This is a genomic window from Thalassotalea eurytherma (genome assembly GCF_030161415.1).
Classification (GTDB): Bacteria; Pseudomonadota; Gammaproteobacteria; order Enterobacterales; family Alteromonadaceae; genus Thalassotalea_G; species Thalassotalea_G eurytherma.
In genome coordinates this window covers 92,892-113,230 of record NZ_BSSU01000005.1, presented here as the reverse complement: position 1 = coordinate 113,230, position 20,339 = coordinate 92,892, and the positions used below count along the sequence as shown (strand labels likewise).

Annotated in this window: 15 protein-coding genes and 1 pseudogene; 5 read left to right on the top strand and 11 right to left on the bottom strand. The window is 39.2% G+C overall.

Annotation, left to right across the window (positions count from 1 at the left end; translation table 11 throughout):
* Window positions 1-24 precede the first annotated feature (24 nt).
* A complete protein-coding gene (locus QQK02_RS05705; protein ID WP_284207011.1) occupies window positions 25-726 on the top strand; it encodes an SGNH/GDSL hydrolase family protein in 702 nt (233 codons plus the stop codon).
* Here QQK02_RS05705 and QQK02_RS05700 read toward each other — a convergent pair.
* The 5 genes from QQK02_RS05700 to QQK02_RS05680 are packed head-to-tail and all read right to left on the bottom strand — an operon-like array spanning window position 723 to window position 5,916.
* Window positions 723-1,958, bottom strand: a complete 1,236-nt coding sequence (locus tag QQK02_RS05700) for an ABC transporter permease (protein WP_284207010.1) — start codon at window positions 1,956-1,958, stop codon at window positions 723-725. The genes QQK02_RS05705 and QQK02_RS05700 overlap by 4 nt on opposite strands.
* Window positions 1,958-3,133: an efflux RND transporter periplasmic adaptor subunit gene (locus QQK02_RS05695; RefSeq protein ID WP_284207009.1), complete on the bottom strand. Its 1,176-nt coding sequence runs from the start codon at window positions 3,131-3,133 to the stop codon at window positions 1,958-1,960. The genes QQK02_RS05700 and QQK02_RS05695 overlap by 1 nt, the downstream gene beginning before the upstream one ends.
* Before the next feature lie 8 nt (window positions 3,134-3,141).
* On the bottom strand, window positions 3,142-4,284 hold the full coding sequence (locus QQK02_RS05690) for an HlyD family secretion protein (RefSeq protein WP_284207008.1): 1,143 nt from the start codon (window positions 4,282-4,284) through the stop codon (window positions 3,142-3,144).
* 7 nt (window positions 4,285-4,291) lie between these two features.
* Window positions 4,292-5,248 (bottom strand): HlyD family secretion protein, encoded by a 957-nt coding sequence (locus QQK02_RS05685; protein WP_284207007.1) that lies wholly within the window; start codon window positions 5,246-5,248, stop codon window positions 4,292-4,294.
* Window positions 5,236-5,916, bottom strand: coding sequence for an ABC transporter ATP-binding protein (locus QQK02_RS05680; protein ID WP_284207006.1), 681 nt, complete (start codon window positions 5,914-5,916; stop codon window positions 5,236-5,238). Before QQK02_RS05680 ends, QQK02_RS05685 begins: the two co-directional genes overlap by 13 nt.
* Window positions 5,917-6,116: 200 nt before the next feature.
* On the opposite strand from QQK02_RS05680, the pseudogene QQK02_RS05675 reads away from it, so the two are divergent.
* Together QQK02_RS05675 and QQK02_RS05670 are read left to right on the top strand one after the other, a co-directional pair.
* Window positions 6,117-6,299 (top strand): annotated as a pseudogene (locus QQK02_RS05675) (YdcH family protein).
* Window positions 6,300-6,749: 450 nt separating this feature from the next.
* Window positions 6,750-9,224 (top strand): TonB-dependent receptor plug domain-containing protein, encoded by a 2,475-nt coding sequence (locus QQK02_RS05670; RefSeq protein ID WP_284207005.1) that lies wholly within the window; start codon window positions 6,750-6,752, stop codon window positions 9,222-9,224.
* A gap of 63 nt (window positions 9,225-9,287) precedes the next feature.
* Here the strand turns inward: QQK02_RS05670 and trhA are convergent, their stop codons facing one another.
* Entirely contained in the window at window positions 9,288-9,923 is a 636-nt protein-coding gene (gene trhA, locus QQK02_RS05665) for a PAQR family membrane homeostasis protein TrhA (protein WP_284207004.1), read from the bottom strand.
* Window positions 9,924-10,038: 115 nt separating this feature from the next.
* Window positions 10,039-10,617 (bottom strand): HutD/Ves family protein, encoded by a 579-nt coding sequence (locus QQK02_RS05660; RefSeq protein ID WP_284207003.1) that lies wholly within the window; start codon window positions 10,615-10,617, stop codon window positions 10,039-10,041.
* Window positions 10,618-11,028: 411 nt separating this feature from the next.
* Between QQK02_RS05660 and QQK02_RS05655 the strand changes: the two genes are divergently transcribed.
* Complete coding sequence (locus QQK02_RS05655) at window positions 11,029-13,206, top strand: S46 family peptidase (protein WP_284207002.1); 2,178 nt, start codon at window positions 11,029-11,031, stop codon at window positions 13,204-13,206.
* A 55-nt stretch (window positions 13,207-13,261) separates the two neighbouring features.
* Here QQK02_RS05655 and QQK02_RS05650 read toward each other — a convergent pair whose 3' ends face one another.
* The gene (locus QQK02_RS05650) at window positions 13,262-13,912 is read right to left on the bottom strand and encodes a substrate-binding periplasmic protein (protein WP_284207001.1); all 651 of its coding nucleotides are present in this window, start codon (window positions 13,910-13,912) and stop codon (window positions 13,262-13,264) included.
* 475 nt (window positions 13,913-14,387) lie between these two features.
* Here QQK02_RS05650 and QQK02_RS05645 point away from each other — a divergent pair, with 475 nt between their 5' ends.
* Complete coding sequence (locus QQK02_RS05645; protein WP_284207146.1) at window positions 14,388-14,531, top strand: hypothetical protein; 144 nt, start codon at window positions 14,388-14,390, stop codon at window positions 14,529-14,531.
* Window positions 14,532-14,671: 140 nt separating this feature from the next.
* On the opposite strand, the gene QQK02_RS05640 is transcribed toward QQK02_RS05645, so the two are convergent.
* From QQK02_RS05640 to QQK02_RS05630, 3 genes are all read right to left on the bottom strand, one after another.
* Entirely contained in the window at window positions 14,672-15,697 is a 1,026-nt protein-coding gene (locus tag QQK02_RS05640; protein ID WP_284207000.1) for a tetratricopeptide repeat protein, read from the bottom strand.
* Between the two features lie 83 nt (window positions 15,698-15,780).
* Window positions 15,781-19,350 carry a M1 family aminopeptidase gene (locus QQK02_RS05635; RefSeq protein ID WP_284206999.1) on the bottom strand — a complete coding sequence of 1,190 codons (3,570 nt, stop codon included), beginning with the start codon at window positions 19,348-19,350 and terminating at the stop codon, window positions 15,781-15,783.
* A complete protein-coding gene (locus QQK02_RS05630; protein WP_284206998.1) occupies window positions 19,340-20,248 on the bottom strand; it encodes an ABC transporter ATP-binding protein in 909 nt (302 codons plus the stop codon). Before QQK02_RS05630 ends, QQK02_RS05635 begins: the two co-directional genes overlap by 11 nt.
* Between the last annotated feature and the right edge of the window lie 91 nt (window positions 20,249-20,339).

The window sequence follows — 20,339 nt, the reverse complement described above, 5'->3', positions numbered from 1 at the left end:
ACCTTTTAACTCATCAATTTAATTATGTCGCATTTTTTGGTCACACTTGCGTTATTGCCTGCCCTGATTATTCAAGGGAAATACGTTAGAAAGAAAACGCCCAAACTACCAGAGCCGATTGGCGAGCGTATTTTAGATACGCATAAAGACCCGTTGTTAAATGTGCTAATTCTTGGTGATTCTGCCGCGGCTGGCGTTGGTGTGTCATACCAGTCAGATGGGCTGTTAGGGCAATTAAAGTCAAGCACAAACACCGCTAAGGTTAATTACACGTTAATGGCAAGTACGGGGGCAACAACAAAAGATACCTTAAATACCCTGTCAAATTTAGCCCAAGAGCAATACCATGTTGTTATTACATCTCTAGGTGTCAACGATGTCACCAAAGGTCTATCACGGAATAAATTTCGACAACAACAAGCTGCGTTATATCAAGACATCATCAATCGATTCAAACCTCGCCTGATCATCGCGACTCATATCCCCCCAATGCACAAGTTTCCAGCGCTACCTCAGCCACTGCGTTGGTATGTAGGCAGACGTGCCAAACAATTAAATCAAGATTTGTTAAATATTAGTCGTCAATTTGATTGTGTAAAAACGCTGGCCATTGAGCTACCAGAGACCCCAGAACTCATGGCAAAAGACGGCTTTCATCCGGGAAAGCCGGTTTATCAAGAATGGGCTGAAAATGCAGCCAAACTTATTGATGCGATTCAAGCTTAATCAGTTTGTAACGCGGTAATGGGATCAAGCTTTGATGCTTTAATTGCAGGGTATACACCAAACACTAAACCGACAACGGCGCAGATACTAAAGGATAGTACAATAGCTCCTAATGACCAAGTTACAGCCCAGTTCGAATACAGTGCAATAAGTTCAGAAAGCGCAATGCCAAAAACAACGCCGATGATGCCACCTAATATCGATATCGTAAAACTCTCAGCAATAAATTGGCGTTGAATATTCTGTTGTGTCGCGCCTACGGCTCGCAATAAACCAATTTCCTTTGTTCTCTCAAGTACTGTAGCAAGCATAATATTCATAATGCCTATACCACCAACTAAGAGTGAAATGCCGGCAACACACGACATAATAATATTGAAAATACGCTGAGTTTGCTTTTGTTGTGCTAAAAGCTGTGCGGGAACGGTTAATGTGAAATCATCGATATTATTATGACGTTTAGTCAATAGCTGGCTAATCACTTCAGACGCTTGTACAGCATCAACATTTTCGTTGAGTTTAAACTTAATTTGGCTTAGTTCACTGCTAAGGCGCTTTTGTGCGAATTTTCGTTGTGCTGTCGACAATGGAATAAACACATTGTCTTGTTCCCCACCTAACTTAACGCCTTGAAACTCCTCTTTTTTCAAGTGTGGTAAGGCGATTACCCCAACCACTTTAAACCACAAATGATTAATCTTAATGTTTTGCCCTACCGGATCAGACAACGGAAATAATTGGCTCGCTACATGATTGCCCAATACCGCTACCTGATGGTAATTCTCAATATCATTATTATCCAATAAACGTCCATGAGTAACAGATAAATTAGATAGCGAAAAGTAACTTGCTGTTACGCCAAGTGCATCGGTATCACTATGCTCAAACGCGCTAAAAATGGTATAGGTTTCTAATTTTTTTAATGCCGCTACTTGTTCAACAAAAGGCAATGACACGTTAACGATTTCAGCATCTCTCAATGTTAAGCCAGCAGAGTGCTTACGTTGCTCTTTCAACTCTTGTTCTTCAAATGATTTAGATTCAACAATCAGGTTGTGCAATCCCATGGTACTGATCATTTTTAGCGCTTCGTTCTCCGCGCCTTCTCCGATATTAAGCATCGCAATAACCGCCCCGACACCAAATATCATGCCTAATAGCGTCAACAACGTGCGTAATTTATGCTGCATCAATTGTGCAATAGCATCGATAAATAACTCTGCAGTTTTCATTAGCTGGCCTCTTTGTTAATTAAAGAAACAAAACTATCAGGCGCCACACCGTTGACAATGACCGCATGGCTTTGACTTATTTGCCCGAGCTCTACTGGCGACTTCACAAATTCATCATCAATATAGAGAAATACGAAATACTGATTATCTTCGCTAAAGACTGCCTGAAGCGGCACAATTAACTGCTTTTGTTCAGGTAACACATTGATCGTCGCATTAAGTTTTCGTCCTGGCACAAATAGCTGGGGATCTTGTGTTTCTATGTTTACGATGACTTCAATATATTTTTGTGGGTCACCACGTCGAATCGATTGAGGAAAACGGGCTACAGACTCTACATTGCCTTCAAAAACTTTTGATGACGCTGCGTTCAATCGCATATTAACTTTTTGGCCTACGGCTAAGCCAATCGCCTCTTTTTCTTTGACAAAAAGCTTGCTTTTCATCATTGAAGAATCTGGTAATTCTGCAAGTTTTTGTCCTGCCCAAGCCGATTGACCGGCCTTGGTTTTTTCTCCTCGCCAGTTAGCACTGTATACCAATAAACCATCGTGGGGTGCTTTGAGCTCTAGTTTTTGTAATCCATCATTAATCGTATCGAGCTTGGTTTGATGCTGGTTCACCTTCATTGACAACAGTTCCATTTCACCACTAGCGGTTTCACTAAAGCTTGCTTCTTTCCATTGCAAATATCCCTGTTTAGTCGCCAAGTATTCACCATCTTGCATCGCTTCTAATATTTCTAACTTTGATAGAATACTTTCATCGTTAATTTGATATTTATTGGAGAATGTTTTTTCTTCTTCAACTATGACGATGTCTTTATTCAATGCGCTAAGTGAAACATCTAACTCGGCTTGTTTTTGACGTACATCTTCACCTGAAAGGGTCAAATCATGTTTTTTAGATTCACTTTGCCTTACCAAGTTTTCGGCGTCGAACTTTGCAATCACCTCGCCTGCTTTAACTTGGGTAAACTCTGGTGCAAGCCAAGCTATCGTTTGCGCGCCGTAACGACTGCGCGGAGCACTAATAACAGTCGATTTAGCAGCAAAAAGCTCCCCTTGCGCCGGCACTTCAATAAAAAACTGCTGTTCTTTTACTTGATACAAAAGCGGCTTCTTTTGTGCTTCACTGCAACCTAAAAGCAGCAAAACACCTAATATAGTCATCATTACGCGGATCATAAATTCACCTCCAGACCTTCACTGATGTCACCACTGACTAAAGCACGACCACTGATAACGCGCATTACCGATACAGGGATTTGTTTTTCTCCCAAAAAGCTATCTTTAACAACGTAATAACCACTTTCGCTTTTTTGTATTGCTTGAACCGGCAAGGTTAAATGGTTTTCAAAAACCGACGATATCACTTCAATTCTTGCCGACATACCGGGTTTCATCACCTCTAAGTCAATATCATTAATATCAATGATGACATCAAACACCCGACTTCTATCTTGGTATGACTTATCTCTAAATACGCGCCCTAGTTCAACAACTTCCCCTTTGTATACTTTATCTTTCGCTGTATCTAAGTAAATATCGACAACTTGCCCTAAGGCCACTTTGCCACTGTCAGGCTCGGTGATTTGTGCGCGTAATTGCATTGCTTCAATGACAGCAATTTCAACAACAGGCTGGCCGAACTGAATGTTTTCGCCAACAGCCGGTTTTTCACCCTGCCAATTGGCGCGATAAATCGCCAAACCATTAATCGGAGATTTAACTTTAAGGCGCTCTATATCGCTTTTCAGTAATGCGACCTCGCCACTAATACGACTTACTTTGGCTTTCAAACGGTTCAAATTAGATGCGGAGTTCTTCTTATGAAATGCTAACTTTCTTTTCGCTAAGACAAGTTCGGCCTTCGCAATAGTAAAATCTATTTGTGATTTTTTTCGATCGTTATCAGATTGGCTATTATCAATAATATTTGCGCGGCGCTGCGCTTTGTCAAAATCCATTTGTTTTTCTGCTAACGTTAAGATTAATTCTTGCTCTTTTTCTTGCTCTTTTAGCACTTTGTTTTCTAGCTCTTTTTTCGCCTGAGTTAGCTTGCCATTTTCTTCTACTAAACGCTCAACAACTTGCTTATCATCAAATGAAACAACAACCTGACCTTGCTCAATCTTGCTATTTTCAGGTGCTAACGATTTAATTTGGTATTGCCACATTCGTGAAATTGCTGGCGGTGCAATATACTGTGTTTGTTTTGACTCAAGCTCACCACTTGCTAGAACTACCTGCTTTAGTGATTCTGTTTTAATAGCAACGACATTTGCTTTCTCACAACCCAATAGTGCAAAAAGGCAGCTAAACATTAGAGTCCTAGCTAGCATTGGCCTGCTCCTGTATTTCAATTTGAACGCTCATGCCTGGCATAATCTTAAAGTTAAGGTCTGTTGATAAAGAAAACATGAGTCGATAATACACATCATCTCCCCATTGGGTGCGCTCCTCTGGTTGAGTGGCAACATCTAGCAGCGTAGTAGTAAGTTTTTGATCTGGGTAAGCATCAAATCTCAACGTTGCCAATTGGTTAGCAATAACTTTTTGAAAATCAACTTCATGCAGCCACGCTTCAATAAACAGTTCATTACCTGAAGGAATTTCAGCAATTTTCCACGATGGTTGTGCCGTCATACCAACAAAAACCTTCTCACCATTCCATGGATGCTTTCCGTAGATGATTGCGCCTTCCTTTGTCGCTTCAATTCTCATTTTCGTGAGTTTATTGGTTTGATAACGTAATTCATTTTCTGTTTTAGCAATCGATAATTTTTGTTTTTTAATCGCCACTTCATTCGCTACAATCACTTGAGAGAGCTTTTCTTCGGCCTTTACTTTGGCAACAATTGCTTTCTCAAACGCTAATTGATTTTTCTCGTAGTCAAACGTACTGATAAATGCATTGCCAATACCTGCATCTATTTTTGCTTTTTCTAACAATAAAGTGGTTTTTGCCACTTCATGCTCGGCTTCAATCAGCTTTTGTGCACTTTCTGATTCAACACGAAACAGCTCGTCTTTAGCAGTCAGTAATTGTGCCTTTGCTTGCTCAATAGCGTTTTCAATGGTGCCGCTATCAAAAACAACAACAACGTCGCCAGGTTTAGCAATATCTCCTTCGGGTAGCATCCACTTTAATTGCACGCGCCAGTTGTCGGTTCTTGGCGCATAAAAGACCTGACTATCTTTTGTTTTAACTTCGCCTGACAGTAGGAAGTTTTGTGCGTAAAGGTGACTCGACGCAACTAATGAAAAAATAAGAATTAAAGCTCGCATAAACTATCCTCTATAATTTCACCGTCTTTCATACGAATCACACGTTGTGCATAGTTGGCTATGTCTTCTTCATGCGTAACAAGCACGATCGTATTGCCTTGTTTATGTAAGCTAGTTAGTAGCTGCATGATGTCGTGAGATGTTTTTGAATCTAAATTCCCTGTCGGCTCGTCTGCAAAGATAACTTCAGGGTTATTGACTAAAGCACGGGCAATAGCGACACGTTGACGCTGCCCACCAGACATTTCAAAAGGTTTATGGTGTGCTCGATCTTCCAACCCAACCAACGACAGCATGTGTAAACTGCGAGCTTTCGCTTCTTCACTAGAGCATTTGCTATAACGCATCGGTACCATGACATTTTCTAAGGCAGATAAACGTGGTAATAAATGGAAAGTTTGAAAAATAAAACCAATTTTTTGATTACGAAAAGCAGATAACGTTTCGTCATCCATATTTTCGATATGGTGGTCCGACAATATATACTGGCCACTTGAGGGAGTATCTAAACAGCCTAATATATTCATTAGACTAGATTTACCAGAACCAGACTGCCCCATAATAGCTACAAACTGATTTTTCTCTATGGTGAGTGAAACATGGTTTAACGCGATAACCTTTGATTCGTTTTCACCATAAATTTTATTTATATCAATTACTTCAATCAAAATAACTCCCTTTATTTAGCAGGCTGATTAATATACCCCGCAGCCTAAAGCATGACAAGATATTAACAACCTTGATGCTACACCATGATAGAAAAAATTAACCATGCTTATAGAGAAACTAATAGAACAACCAAAGAGGACACAAGGTGTTAAGTGAAAAGCATTCATTAGAACATGACTTTCCAGAGCTTAAAGATTAAATTAAAACCTTACTCACCACCAATGAGCACTTTGCTGAACCAAACAAACGCTATAAGGCGTTAGATAAAGAGATCAGGATGCTTGAATGACAAGATTCCCCCATTGATGACGAGGCAATGCATCAACTGAAGCACAATCGTGCTGAACTAAAAGATACGTTATACCAACTACTCATTGGCTGAGTATGCTACCAAGCGGTTAACGACACTCATCATAAAGTGAAAGTCGCACTAAAAATTATACAACAAGGTTTCACATTAAATGTAATTAACTGTTCGCACTTTCATTTGAATCAGCGTTACATCACTCCTACAGCCAGAAATACATAAATTAAGATTAAAACTCATACACTTAATGAAAAGATACAATGTTTTGACCCCAATACAACTAATAGTAACCATCTAAAGCCTCCAGCATCGCGCATAAAAAATACAATTACCTTCATAAATCCTCAACAAACCAGCAACCGATCGCATAAAAAAGCATCGGTTTTGCGTAAAAGTTACAGCTGGGTTACGAAGGTAACAACCTTTCCTAACTATCGAACAATATTAAACAAACAAAAGCAAATAGCTGAGGCAAACTGTTTTCGTGCTTCATAGAAAGCAGTAATGAAACATTAGAGAGAACACATGAACTTCAGTAAATTAAATAAAGCGATTAAAAGCGCTATTTTTGTTGGTGTTGCCGCGACACCACTTGCAGCCTCACAAGCATATGCAGAAAACATAGCGGAGCAAATTGAAACCGAAATTGAACGTATTCAAGTTACCGGCTCCCGTATAAACCGCACAGATATGGAAACCTCAAGCCCTGTAACGGTTATTGATGCAGATTACATCGCCGATAGCGGTTTTCAATCGGTAGAAGAGATTTTATCTTCTCAGCCTATGGTTGCCGGTATGAACATTGGTTCTACTACGAATAACGGCTCAGGTGGTAGCGCTACAGTCAATTTACGTGGTATGGGCTCACAACGCACATTAGTACTACTTAATGGTCGCCGCATGGTTGCCTCAGGCACGGGTGCAGATGCATCTGTTGACTTGAATACAATCCCTGTATCAATAATTAAAAACATTGAAATTTTAAAAGATGGTGCTTCAGCCGTTTATGGCTCTGACGCAATTGCTGGCGTAATTAATATCATCACTAAAAAAGATTTCGAAGGTACAGAGCTAACTGTTGACGCAAGTGTAACCGGGCATGGTGATGGCGAAACTGGTGGTTTCAGTATATTACATGGTACTGAAGTAGCGGGCGGTAACTTAGTTGTTGGCGTTCAATATTCAGATCGTGGTGAAATTATTCAAGCGGATCGAGACTTTGTAGAACCAGGTCAATCTTCATTTGTACCTGGCGGTAGCTTAAACGACATGGTACCTGACGGAAATGGCGGCTTTAAAGAGCGCAATACTTCCTACGATTATACGCAAGACAGTTATGCCCAAACGCCTAACACGCTAGCGAGCTTATTTACTAGCTACAATAAAGAAATTGCGACGGATACCGAATTAGCGGTTGATTTCATGTACACAAGACGTGAGTCGAACCAGCAGATGGCACCACAGCCCGCCGATATTGATTTAGATTCGAGCCAATTAAGCAGTGAATATACTGATAACTTTAAAGATGACAATGGTGATATTCCAGAAGAGTTACGCTATAAACGTCGCATGACAGACGCTGGCCCACGTATTTATGAACAAGAAACCGATACCTACCGTGCTTCTGTTGGCTTAGTGGGTTACTTAGATAACGATGCTCAATGGGATGTATCAGCAACCTATGGTAGAAACGACTCTAAAGATCGTGTACAAAACTCTATCCATGCAGGAAACATGGAACAAAGCATCTACAACAATCAAGATTTATGGTTTAGCGGCGATGATTTAAATCACGACTTCCTAATGAGTGAAGGCGTTATTTATACTGAAGAAAATGAAGGTGGTAACGAACAATTCATTTTGGCTGCGGGTTACAGCGGAACAACGGAAAGCGACATTGGCTATGCCCTTGGTGTTGAGAGTCGTTATGAATCAGGTTTCTATACGCCTGACGACGTAACTCAAGCAGGTGAAAGTACTGCTGCGCAACAAGATCCTACAGAAGGTAACTACTCTGTTCAATCTGTATACGGTGAAGTTGCAGTGCCTGTAACTGATGCTTTTAACGTTGAAGCTGCGTTACGTTATGATAACTATTCTACCTTTGGTGGCGCAACAACGTGGAAGCTTGGTGCAACTTATCAGTTAACGGATACCTTTATGATGCGCGCCGTAGCTGCAACAGGCTTTAGAGCGCCAAATGTTGCTGAGCTATACGGCGGTAATTCTGGCTCATTCGATTACCTAGATGATCCTTGGGGTAATGAAGTTGACCCACAAATTCTGGTTAACTACACCTCTGATGAAAACTTAAAGCCTGAAGAAAGTGAATCATTCACCTTCGGTATGGTGTGGGAAGTTCAACAAGGCCTTTCTACCACATTAGATTACTGGAAGTTTGACGTAACAAATGCCATTACGCGTGTAAACGTGCAATCAGCATTAAACGCTTGTGAAGCAGGCAATATGCAAGCTTGTGAAACAATCAATGTGACACCTGAAGGCGATCTTTCTGAGCTTTCTTCACCATTAACGAACGTGGGTAACTTAGAAACATCTGGTGTTGATTGGAACATCACGTATTCAGGTGACATTTTTAGAGTAACATTAGATACAACCTATCTAATTGATTACACCGAAGATGGCATTGATTATACAGGTACTATCGATGGCAATATGGGTGGTTACGCTGAGTTAAAGTCTAACCTAAATATTTCAGCTAATATCACTGATGATTTAAGCGTGTTATACACTGCACAATATATTCAAGGTATGGACGGTGATTACTACGGTGAAGCCTACAGTACAGATAACGTTGTCTACCACAATGTTTCAGCGACTTACTACATTAACGACGAATGGAAAGTTAATGGTGGTGTGAAAAACCTATTTGATACCGATCCCGAGTCAGTGCCAGATGGCAACGATATGGACACAGTACCTGCTATCTATGACGTAGTAGGTAGAACGTTCTTTATTAGCACGTCTTACACCTTCTAATAAAATTTCCCTGAAAAAAACGCTAGCATTGCTAGCGTTTTTTTTACCTAAAATTTGATGGTTTTACACATAAAATAACATCATAAAAAAGTGACAACTCGCACCACCTAACACAAACATGTGCCAAATAGCATGCGTGTAAGGCACTTGTTTTAGCACATAAAAAATCACACCAAGACTATAAACAACACCGCCTGTAACGAGTAATGTCATGCCTCCACTTGAAAGTTGTTGGTATAACTCTTTGATAATGAATAGTGAAATAAACCCCATTCCCAAATAACTAAAAAGCGACAAGTTCTTATATTGACTACCGAACTTAATTTTAAATGCTACGCCAAGAAGCGCTATTAACCAAATAACGGTAAGCATCCAATAACCTAAGCTGCCTTCAATAGTTAATAACATCAAAGGAGTATAGGTACCTGCAATTAGAATATAAATCGCGCAATGATCGATCACCTTAAAAACTTTCTTAAGGCTCTCATTGACAAATGAATGGTACAGCGTAGAGGCTAGAAACAAAATAATCAGGCTAGCGCCATATATTGAAAAGCTGATAACACGCACAGGATCTTGTGCAATAACCGCATAAGTAACTAATAAAGTTAATGCCGCCACACTTAACAAAGTACCTATGCCATGACTAATCGCATTAGCTACTTCTTCAGGTAAACTATAACTCGATGGGTGTGACATGCTTTGTCTCTATTTTCAGCTAACACGTGTTAGCTGAATAATATCAGAGTCAGGTACTAGATACTAGTTGTCTGACCAGACAAATAGCCTTCAAAAACTGTAATTTCTTGCCTAGCTATTTTAAGCGTAACGTCACGATAATAAGCTCTGAGCCCAAAATGGATGTTTTATTTTCCGTATTATGATTAGATATTTGAAGTAAGTGGTTGGCTGGTAATGATATTTCTTGATGCTGTTCACTGACAATTTTTGCATCATGGGCCAAACTGTAAGCCCAAATATACGCACCATCAGATAATTCAACTGTTGCATCGTGTTGGTATGTTGTTACTGTCACGTCATATTTATCATGTTTAGTAATGATATTAAAATCAGTAATTGGCCCTTCAGGCAGCACACCTTGTGTTTTACAGCCGCCATCAAAGGTAGCAAAATCGAGATAACGGTCTAACGTGTCAGTTGTTTTTTGGTCATGAATCAAGGTAATTGCCTTACCTTTTATTAGCACTAAGTTTCTCAAATAACCGCTAAAATCAGAAAATACGCCATCTTCAACAACGTCTGCCATACTTAAACGCCAATCAAAGTTTTCTAAGTTAGCGCCTTCATTGATCGCTAATTCTATTGTTTGGCCTTTGCCATTTTTCCAAGGAATAGCACGAAATTTATCGGGAGAAGTGATCGTGAACTGCATAATTTACCTGTCGTTAAACAAGCCAGTAGTTTTGACTCGCAAAAATATATGAACGCCAGTTTAACATAAGCATTAGCTTTAAGGGTGTGAAAGTAACAGGTGCTTGCGCTAAATGATCAATGGCTGCCCTGCCTAATAACCAATTTCTTTATGCCTTATTTTTGTCACAGGAAAGTTACAAAGCATGCAGGCAGTTCGGTAGATATTTCTTAAAGTGTCATGTAATCAGAACAATTAGCGATGAATTGGTTGGTCGATAAGATAATAAGCATTGTAAAAGCGCTGAATGTCAATAGAATGTAAACCATCATGTAGTGTTACATTATAACCCAATTTATCGTTTTACTTCCGCGCATGTTTACGTTAGTGAACGAGCGTAAAAATAAGAATATAGACACAGGAACCATTGATATGTCATTTAAATCGTTGCTAAAAGCCTTACCTTTAGCATCTGTGGTGTTCGCAATCTCAGTGCAAGCTGATGAAGGTATGTGGCAACCACATCAACTTCAAGATATAAGCGCAAAACTAAAAGAAGCCGGTTTGTCGTTAGATCCAACTCAAATGGAAAACCTCGATCAATTCCCAATGAACGCTATTATCAGCTTAGGCGGCTGTACAGCTTCATTTTTATCTGAACAAGGCTTAGTGGTTACTAATCACCACTGTGCTTATGGTTCGATCCAGTACAATTCAACAGAAAAAAATAACCTGTTAGAGCAAGGTTTTGTTGCAAAAAACTTAACTGAAGAATTACAAGCTGCTCCGGGTTCGCGTGTTTACGTGACGGAATCACTCACCAATGTTACTGACAAAATCACAGGTAATATTGCAAGCTCTATCGAAGGTGAAGCTTACTTTAACGAAATTGAAAAAAATGAAAAACGCTTAGTTGCTGAGTGTGAAACTTCACAAGATTACCGCTGTGAAGTATATAGTTTTCATGGTGGCTTAGAATATTTCTTAATTAAACAACTATCGATTCGTGATGTCCGTCTAGTTTATGCGCCGCCTTCAAGTATAGGTAAGTTTGGTGGTGACACTGATAATTGGATGTGGCCACGCCATACAGGTGATTGGGCATTTTATCGTGCATATGTGAACAAAGATGGTAAGCCAGCAGACTACTCAACAGACAATGTACCTTTTAAGCCTAAAGCTTTCTTAAACGTTAATGCGAATGGTGTTGAAGAAAATGACTACGTTATGGTACTAGGCTACCCTGGACGCACCAATCGTTACCGTATTGCTCAAGAAGTTGAGAATCAATTCAATTGGGTGTACCCAACAGCGAAACGCTATCGCGAAGAATACATTGATGTCATAAAAAATACGGCGCCGGCAGGCAGTGAAGCACGTATCAAATATGAAAGCACATTAGCCGGTTTAGCCAACTACGCAAAAAATTACGGCTCTATGATCGAAAGCTTTCATAAAGGAGATATGCTTGCGCGTAAACAAAAAGAGCTAAAAGATTTACAAGCGTGGATCAACGACTCTAAAGCGCGTAAAGCTAAATATGGTAAAGCATTAACAGATTTAAATGCCTTAATTGCACAAAGCCAACATCAACAAGAACGCGACCTAATCTTAGCTTACATTACTCGTACTAACTTGATCGGTGTATCTAAGCGTTTATATCGTTTAGCACATGAGAAAACTAAGCCTGATAGTGAGCGTAAGCAAGGCTACCAAGAACGAGACATGAATCGCTTTACACAAGGAATGAAGCGAGTTAATCGTCGTTATGATGCCGATGTAGACATTGCCGTCTTAACTCACTTTTTAAAGCAATATGCACAGTTTCCGGCAGAAGATCGCAACGAGACTTTTGATAAATTTTTTGAATTAGACAAAGGTTTTAACGCTGAGAAGCTGGCTCAAAAATTAACTGACATGCACAGCAAAACAGCTTTAGACGAAGAAGCGGAGCGTTTAGCTTGGATGAACAAGTCAGTCGACGAATTTAAAAACAGTAACGACCCTTACATACAATTTGCCGTATCTCAATATGATAACGATCGTAAGCTGGAAAAAGCCGATCAAGAGTTATCAGGTAAGTTGGCTCAAGCTCGCCCAGCGTTTATGGCCGCGATGATTGCCTTTAAACAAAGCAAAGGTGAACCTGTATATGCCGATGCTAACAGTTCACTTCGTATAACTTACGGCAATGTGAAAGGTTACTCGCCACAAGACGGTTTAACGGCAACACCTTTTACTACGCTAGAAGGTATGTTGGCTAAGTATGTTGCCGGCGATCATGAGTTCGATTTATTTGAAAACATTCGTACCGCAATCGCTAATAAAGATTATGGTAAGTATTACCGTGAAAAAGTGAAGTCAGTGCCAGTAAACTACCTATCAACACTTGATATTACTGGTGGTAACTCAGGCTCACCGACACTTAATGGTAACGGCGAATTTGTTGGCTTAGTATTTGACGGTGTTTATGAATCGATTATTGGTGATTGGGACTACGACACCAAATTCAATCGTGCTATTCACACGAGTGTGCCATTTATGCTTTGGACAATGGAACATATCGATGGCGCTGGCAATATCGTAGAAGAAATGACGATTGTTGATTAACCCTTTGTAGGCTTAAGAAACAAACGAAAAAGAGCAACGATATGTTGCTCTTTTTTTATGGGTTAGTCGCAGGTAGAAAGTCGCCTCGCTCAAATCCTTGTTTCACCAATTTGACAACTTGTTCTTCTGTTAGGCCTAGCTCATTTTTTTTACTAAAACCAAAATACGTTTCTTTTGCTCGCTCTTCATCAAAATTCATTGTTGAAATTTTCAATTCGCTTTTTTGAATATCTGGCAAATGTAAATTTAACATATAGGAATTGGCCATCATAAGGTCGATACGTTCCTTAACCAGCAATGATAAACCAATTCTTTGATTTTGAATCGATACTTTTTTTAATGACGTATCGTTGTCGAATTTAGCAAAGTAAGTTGAGCCTCTTGGCACGCCAATAATCTTTCCTTGAAAATCGCTGTAGTCATTAATCGTAATGTCTTTCTTAGTAATTACAGTTAATTTATCGGCTAATTTAAATGGTGCGTAGAAGGCGAATTTCTTACGCTTTTCAGTTTCATTTAATCCTGCAATAACATCTACGTGTCCAGCTTTAAGTAAAGCAACACAGCGGGCAAAGTTTGGTGATTGAATATAACTAAGCTCTTTTTCTAAAAGTTTAGCTAAAATCTTTAAGTCAGAAATATGACTGCCATATGGCTCGTCAGCTAAATACTGATAAGGAGGATGGTCATCAATACATGCGACCATCTTATTCTCGCTTGCCTGAGCAGACAAACTAAGTGCAAGGATTAGAGTTACTACAAAAATTCGAATCATATTAAGATAAAGATAGCTAATACTAAGAGCGCTGTAAACAAATGTTACAGTTATGTTTAGTGCATTTTTATCAAATCTATTTAGCTATTTAGCTATTTAGCTATTTAGCTATTTAGCTACAAGATCGCAACATTTACCGCTAACATAAAGAAATAGCTAGTTTTTTAGCTCGTAGTAAATAGAGCTAATGGAAAGAATAAAAGATATTTGGGGATTTTAAATTAAGTTTAAAGCTAAACTTAAAATTGGTACCGGAGGCCGGACTTGAACCGGCACACTATCACTAGCGGGGGATTTTGAAAAGTACACGTCTAAATTTTTCTTTAAATTTCAGCAGGATAAAAGCAAACCAAAACACTTTGCAAATTCTTTGCAAAAAATCATTTTTTATTGAATACTAGCATTCATGTCTACTCAAACTGCACGCCACGATATCCAAGACGGACTGTACGTCTATCAACAAGCCAACAGTAAACGTTGGTACGCTCGCTTTGTACTTTACGGTAAATGGTACAGCAAAGCGTCTAAAGAAGTCTCCAAGTTTATTTGACCGTTACACTTTATAGTTGAGCAACTGATGAAAGATTAAGGTAAGACGGGCCATAAACCAAGTCCACTAAATAAATACTTAACGTTATTAAAAAGATAGGACTAGATTCCACATTATTAACCTAGTCCGAGACAGCGCGATTACTTAACTAATTTTTTTAATGCTTTCTTTGCGTTTCGCTTCATGCTTTTATTAGTGGCCGATGCTAACAAATCATTATAAGCATTTATTGCATTCGCAGTTTGTCTTGCTTTCACTAGTAACTGAGCATAAAGTTCTAAGCTGTCTAGATATTCATTATCCTTTACACTACTTTGTGCAAGTAATTGTTTACCAGCGCTAATTCCTTGCTCTAATGACAATTCACCATTGTCGCTAAACAAAACACTATACCAACACGCAGCATCCCATTTCAGATAGGCTTCCTTTATCGGTGCGGGTAACATGCAGGCCTGATAAAACAATTCTCCAGCCTTAATTTTATCACCAAATGTCCATAATAATTGCGCTGCTCGTTCAACAATTTCTACGTTGTTGCTATATTGCTGTGCAATACCCGTTGCATAATGGAGCGCTTCACTTTCCTTTTGTGTGTTTTGTAATAAGTCCATCTGTGCAATATGAGCGAATGGAGAACTTCCTTGCAATAATTTTGCTACTATTGGCGCTTGTTTATCACTATCACCGCCCATGATGCTGTGCTGTCCATAAGCTTTAGCTGCTTCCATTTGGTATCTAGCATTCTGGGGGGCGAGTTTGGCCGCTTTTGTCATCGCCTTAACATAATGGCTATATATCGACATTTTGGAAAACATCGAACTGTTTTTTGCGGCAATTTGCCATAAATTTCCCGTCCAATATTGTACTTTTGCATTGTTCGGGTGTGCTTTTGTGAAAGACGCTAAAGCATCATCAGCGTTATCTTCATTACGTTGAACTTTTATCGCAAGCATTAATAATTGTTCATCAATATTGAGGGGTCTATCGAGGGCACGAAGGGCAGCTTTTACTGATTGATAATTACGTTGGTAATATAGCGTTTCTAATGTTTGTTGATGAGTGACTTGGCGTTCTTTGGACATTGCCAATGCGGTTTTCGGCACATAAAAGGCGCTTAAGCTTACGGTGAACAAGGCGAGTTTAACCCCATGAATGAGTTTCATCATATGCTCCTGTGTTTTCAATGAGAGAGTTATTAAATATTTTTGTAGCGGGAGCTAGTGCGCTCCCGCTCGTGGTTATAAAGGGGTTAGTTAATTGCGATAACGTTGTCAGATAAGTTTCTGTCTATACGGCGCAATTTTGGATCAATCTGCACATGTGTAGGTTGTTTGTCAGAGTAAATAGTGATTTCACTGCGATCTTTGTTGAACTTCACTTTCTCAATGATTAACGCGTTGCTATCGTCATACATTGGGTAGCCGTCATAAAGAGCAACATCGATATAATCATTGATAGGCGCGGCTTGCTCTTCGTTAGTCTGTAAGTCTAATTCGAACTTCAACGTACTTATATCAATAGTGGTCATAAAGATGCTATTAGCGTCTTCTGACATTCGCTGTGATTTTGCATCATGTATTTCGAAGCTATGAAATATCACTCGCTTGAATAAATCATCAAGTTGTTTAGTTTGCGCATGAGTTGCTTGCTGATTAAATGCAGCTAATACATCTAATGTTGTCGCTTTGTATGGGTAGCCTTTATCAGTTAACAGTTGCTTTAACGCTTGGTTAATCTTGTCTTCACCTAAGATATCTAATAGCACGTACATACTGTGCTGACCTTTACCGTAAAATAAGTGAGCGTCGTGTCCCATGTTGTATAACGGTTGTTCAATGTCAGACATGTAAGGACGAACTTTCAAATAGAAGTCTAACGATTGGTTTACTAAGTCAAAGGCAGCTGTTTCTCCATATATATGATTTAACATAACAAGCTCAGTATATTTAGCTAACGTTTCAGTCACCATTGGAGCGCCCGCAATGTAATGTGGCTCTAGATAGTCGCCCCAGTACTGGTGAGCAAACTCATGTGAAATACCACGTAATTGAGGATTAGATTCGGCTAAATCTACTTGTCTGTTATCTAAGTTAAACATTCTATTTTCTACACCCACGTACATCCCTGGTTGTGAGCTTCCGAAGGACTGAGTTGCTGAAAAATATGGAATTTCTACAACGGCATAATGTTTACCTTTATAAGGCATATAATGTTCAGCAAAGTAATCCATAGATTGTGTTAACGCCGTTAATATCATCTCGTTGTCTTGATTATGCTCAGGTGCATGATAGACCGTTAATTCAACACCATTATGGTTTTTTGTTTCAGTGGTAAATTTCGCTGAAACTACAGCTAACTGTGCTTGAATTGGCTCGTCAGATTGGTAGTGAAAGAATTGACGTCCTTCATTAATCCATGTCTTTTTAGGCGTTCCAACAGTTACCACGGTTTGCGGCATTGTGGTGGAAATGACTGCATCAAACATCAATTTATCGTGTGCTTCAACGTGCATGTGCTTTTCTGGCATAGTACGCGTTAATTTTGGTAAATCATGCTCATTACGATTTTCCACATCTGTTAATACGTAAGCTTCGTTAAAGCCAAATTGTGGTATCACATCTTCAACTTCTATATAACTACCGCCAGCGGTTACATAGTGTTCACCGTCTAATTCGCCAAAAGCGTTATGTGTTGCGGTTAACGAAAACTCAACAGAGGTTGTTTTATTCGGCGCTAAAGGTGCTGTCAAAGTAAACAACATGGTTTGATGTGCTTGATCATGTTTGATTAATTCTGCACCCGTTAATTCTACCTGGTAATTGACATGGCTTTGGCGTAATACCGACACCAATACATCTGTAATCGGCTGATCAGATTGGTTTTCAATGATATAACTGCCTCGTATTTGATAACTACGATTCTCAGGGAAAATATCCATCGCTAACTTAACGTCAACAATTGTAGGTGACGACTTACCTTGGTATGACTGATATTGTTTTTCGTAGTCTGCCATTAGCGCAATCTGTTGTTCCTCTGTCATAAAGGTATTAAACATATTTTTTTGATAGAAAATATAGCTAGCACTAGTGACACAAACCACCATTAAGCTTGCTAACAGCACACGGGCTTTTTTCGTTAGTTTTTCTGCTGTAACTGTACTGCCGCGTTGCCAGAATTTAACGGTGATTGCACCTAGAATACCTGTTAAAGAAAGCCAGTAAATATTGTACCAATGAGCAGCTTGTGCATGATAAATCGTGTCAGCCATATCAGAGAACATGAAATAAGGTTGATAGGCAAATACTGTTAATGGATGGTCAAGTAACATGCCTTTTGCTACGCCATTTAGTAAAAATACACCAACACCTAATAACAATCCAATGGATTTTACTTTGGCAAAACGCTGCAAAAATAGCGTTAATAAAGCTGCCAATAACATAGGAATGCCACTGTAATAGAACAACAATAAATACTGTTGAGGCTGAATATCTAAATAACCTTGCGACAATTGGAATGCAATCGCTGAGATAATGCTCACCAGTATTAAGGTAAAACCGATGGCAAGTACTGCCGCTAATTTTGCAAAATAAAAAGTAAAATTTTGCGTAGGTGTGCAATCAATTAATGGTGCGACTTTGATTAAACGTTCATTCCAATATAGTTCTACCGTAAAGAAAATCACTACTAACATACCAATTTTTGCTAATGGTTCTTGTAACCAGCCTAGAATCAACGCTGTTTGCGGCAAGAATGCTTGACCTCCAGCGATTGGACCATCAAAAACGCTGTTAATTAAGTTTCCTAATGTAAAGGCGATAGTGGCGAACAACAGCACCATGAATACTTTGCCACGTGTGGCGGTCATGTACTCTATGTTGAATTTTGACCATGCTACTGGCCAATTAATTTGGCTAAAATCAATCACAGATTTTAGGCTGGTATATGGCTTGAAACGCTTGTTTTCAGGTTCTGCTGTAGCAGATAGATCTTGAACGTTCTTTTTCGTTTTTATTTTATGTTCAGCCTTAAAGCTGAATACTCTATAAGTAAAGACAAATAAACTAAGGCTTATTGCTAGCCATAAAATACGGTTGAATAACAATGCCCCTGTTAGCGAGGGCATGAAAGTATTGCGTTGTTCAGCACTCCAATAAGCAGATTGTTCTGCAAAAGCGATAAGACCGTATGGTTCAATTAATGAAGCGAAACCATACCCCTCCGATAATACGGATGATGTTGCCATTAATGGTGAGTTGCCAAATATCGACCCTACGATATATATCACGTACAACACGATGCCAGAAACAAACACAGTGATCATACTTTTACTTAACATTGCCGCAGCAAATACTATAGAGGTACATAAAAATACAGAAGGTACGATAAACAGTAAATAATTACTGATGTAGTAATTTAATTGAAATGGACCTACCAATTCGGCATCTAAAAATAGTGGGGTAATCATCATGCCAATAAGTGCCATGAATAATATCGCACACGTGGCAAAGGCAATGCTGAAGTATCTGCTTGCTAAATACTTAAATTTGTCAATTGGCGTGGTAAAAATTAGCGACTCCATCTTGTATTGGCTATCTCGCAAAACGGTAGCCGACGCTAAGACACAAGTAACAAAAATTATATTAGGCGCAATAAACAATAATGTTAGGCTTATAGCGTGAGCAGAGTTTGCAAAGACTAAAGCAGAACCGCGCTGCGTAGTGATTAAAACGGCCATCCATATCATGGCGATTGAAGCTGCCCAAAAGCCACCTTGCTTGATCTGTTGTTTTAATTCAAAGGGTAATAACTTAAGCAACATCTTGATCTCCTTGCTTTGTATGACCAATACCTTGAGCCTTGTTTAACGTAGAAAAGTAAACATCTTCTAAATCTGGAGTAATGGGCTTGAACCCAATTTCTGGTTGGAATTCACTTTCAATGATTAGTTGAGTTTTGCCAGTAATTAATCGTTCAGATAAAACGTTGAATCTAGTGCGGTAGTCTGCAGCTTCTGTTCTATTGACCATTTTTGACCAAACACGGCCGTCTAAAGAGCGTATTAACGAAGCAGGTTTTCCATGTAATTGAATTTGACCATTGATAAGGATCGCCATGTTTGGACAAAGTTGACTGACATCTTCAACGATATGTGTTGATAAAATAACCACTATGTTTTCACTGATCTCACACAACAAATTATGAAAACGGTTGCGTTCTTGCGGATCCAGCCCTGCTGTTGGCTCATCAACAATAATAAGCTTTGGGTCACCTAACAAGGCTTGCGCAATACCAAAACGCTGTTTCATACCGCCTGAATAAGTTGCAACGTCATTGTGACGCTTGTCGAATAAATTGGTTAAATGCAGCAGACTTTCTATTTGCGCTTTGCGCTGCTCTTTATCAACAATACCTTTTAATAACGCTAAATGATTTAACAATTCGTAGCAGCTGGCTTTCGGGTATACACCAAATTCTTGCGGCAAATAGCCTAAACATTCACGTAATATATTAGGGTTTTTAATAATGTCTTTATTATCAAAACTAATCTGTCCGTGAGAGGGCTGCTGCAACGTTGCGATTGTGCGCATTAGAGATGACTTGCCAGCTCCATTTGGTCCAAGTAAGCCAAATAAACCAGGCTCTATGTCAAGTGATACTGATTTTAGCGCTTGAACTCCATTGTCATAAGTTTTTGATAAATTTCTAATAGTTAACATACTTCCGTCCGAGGTGTTTTCTGTTTTTCTGTATAGTACAATCGTTAAAAACTAAATAAATAATGAAATGACGAACGACGATTAAACATTG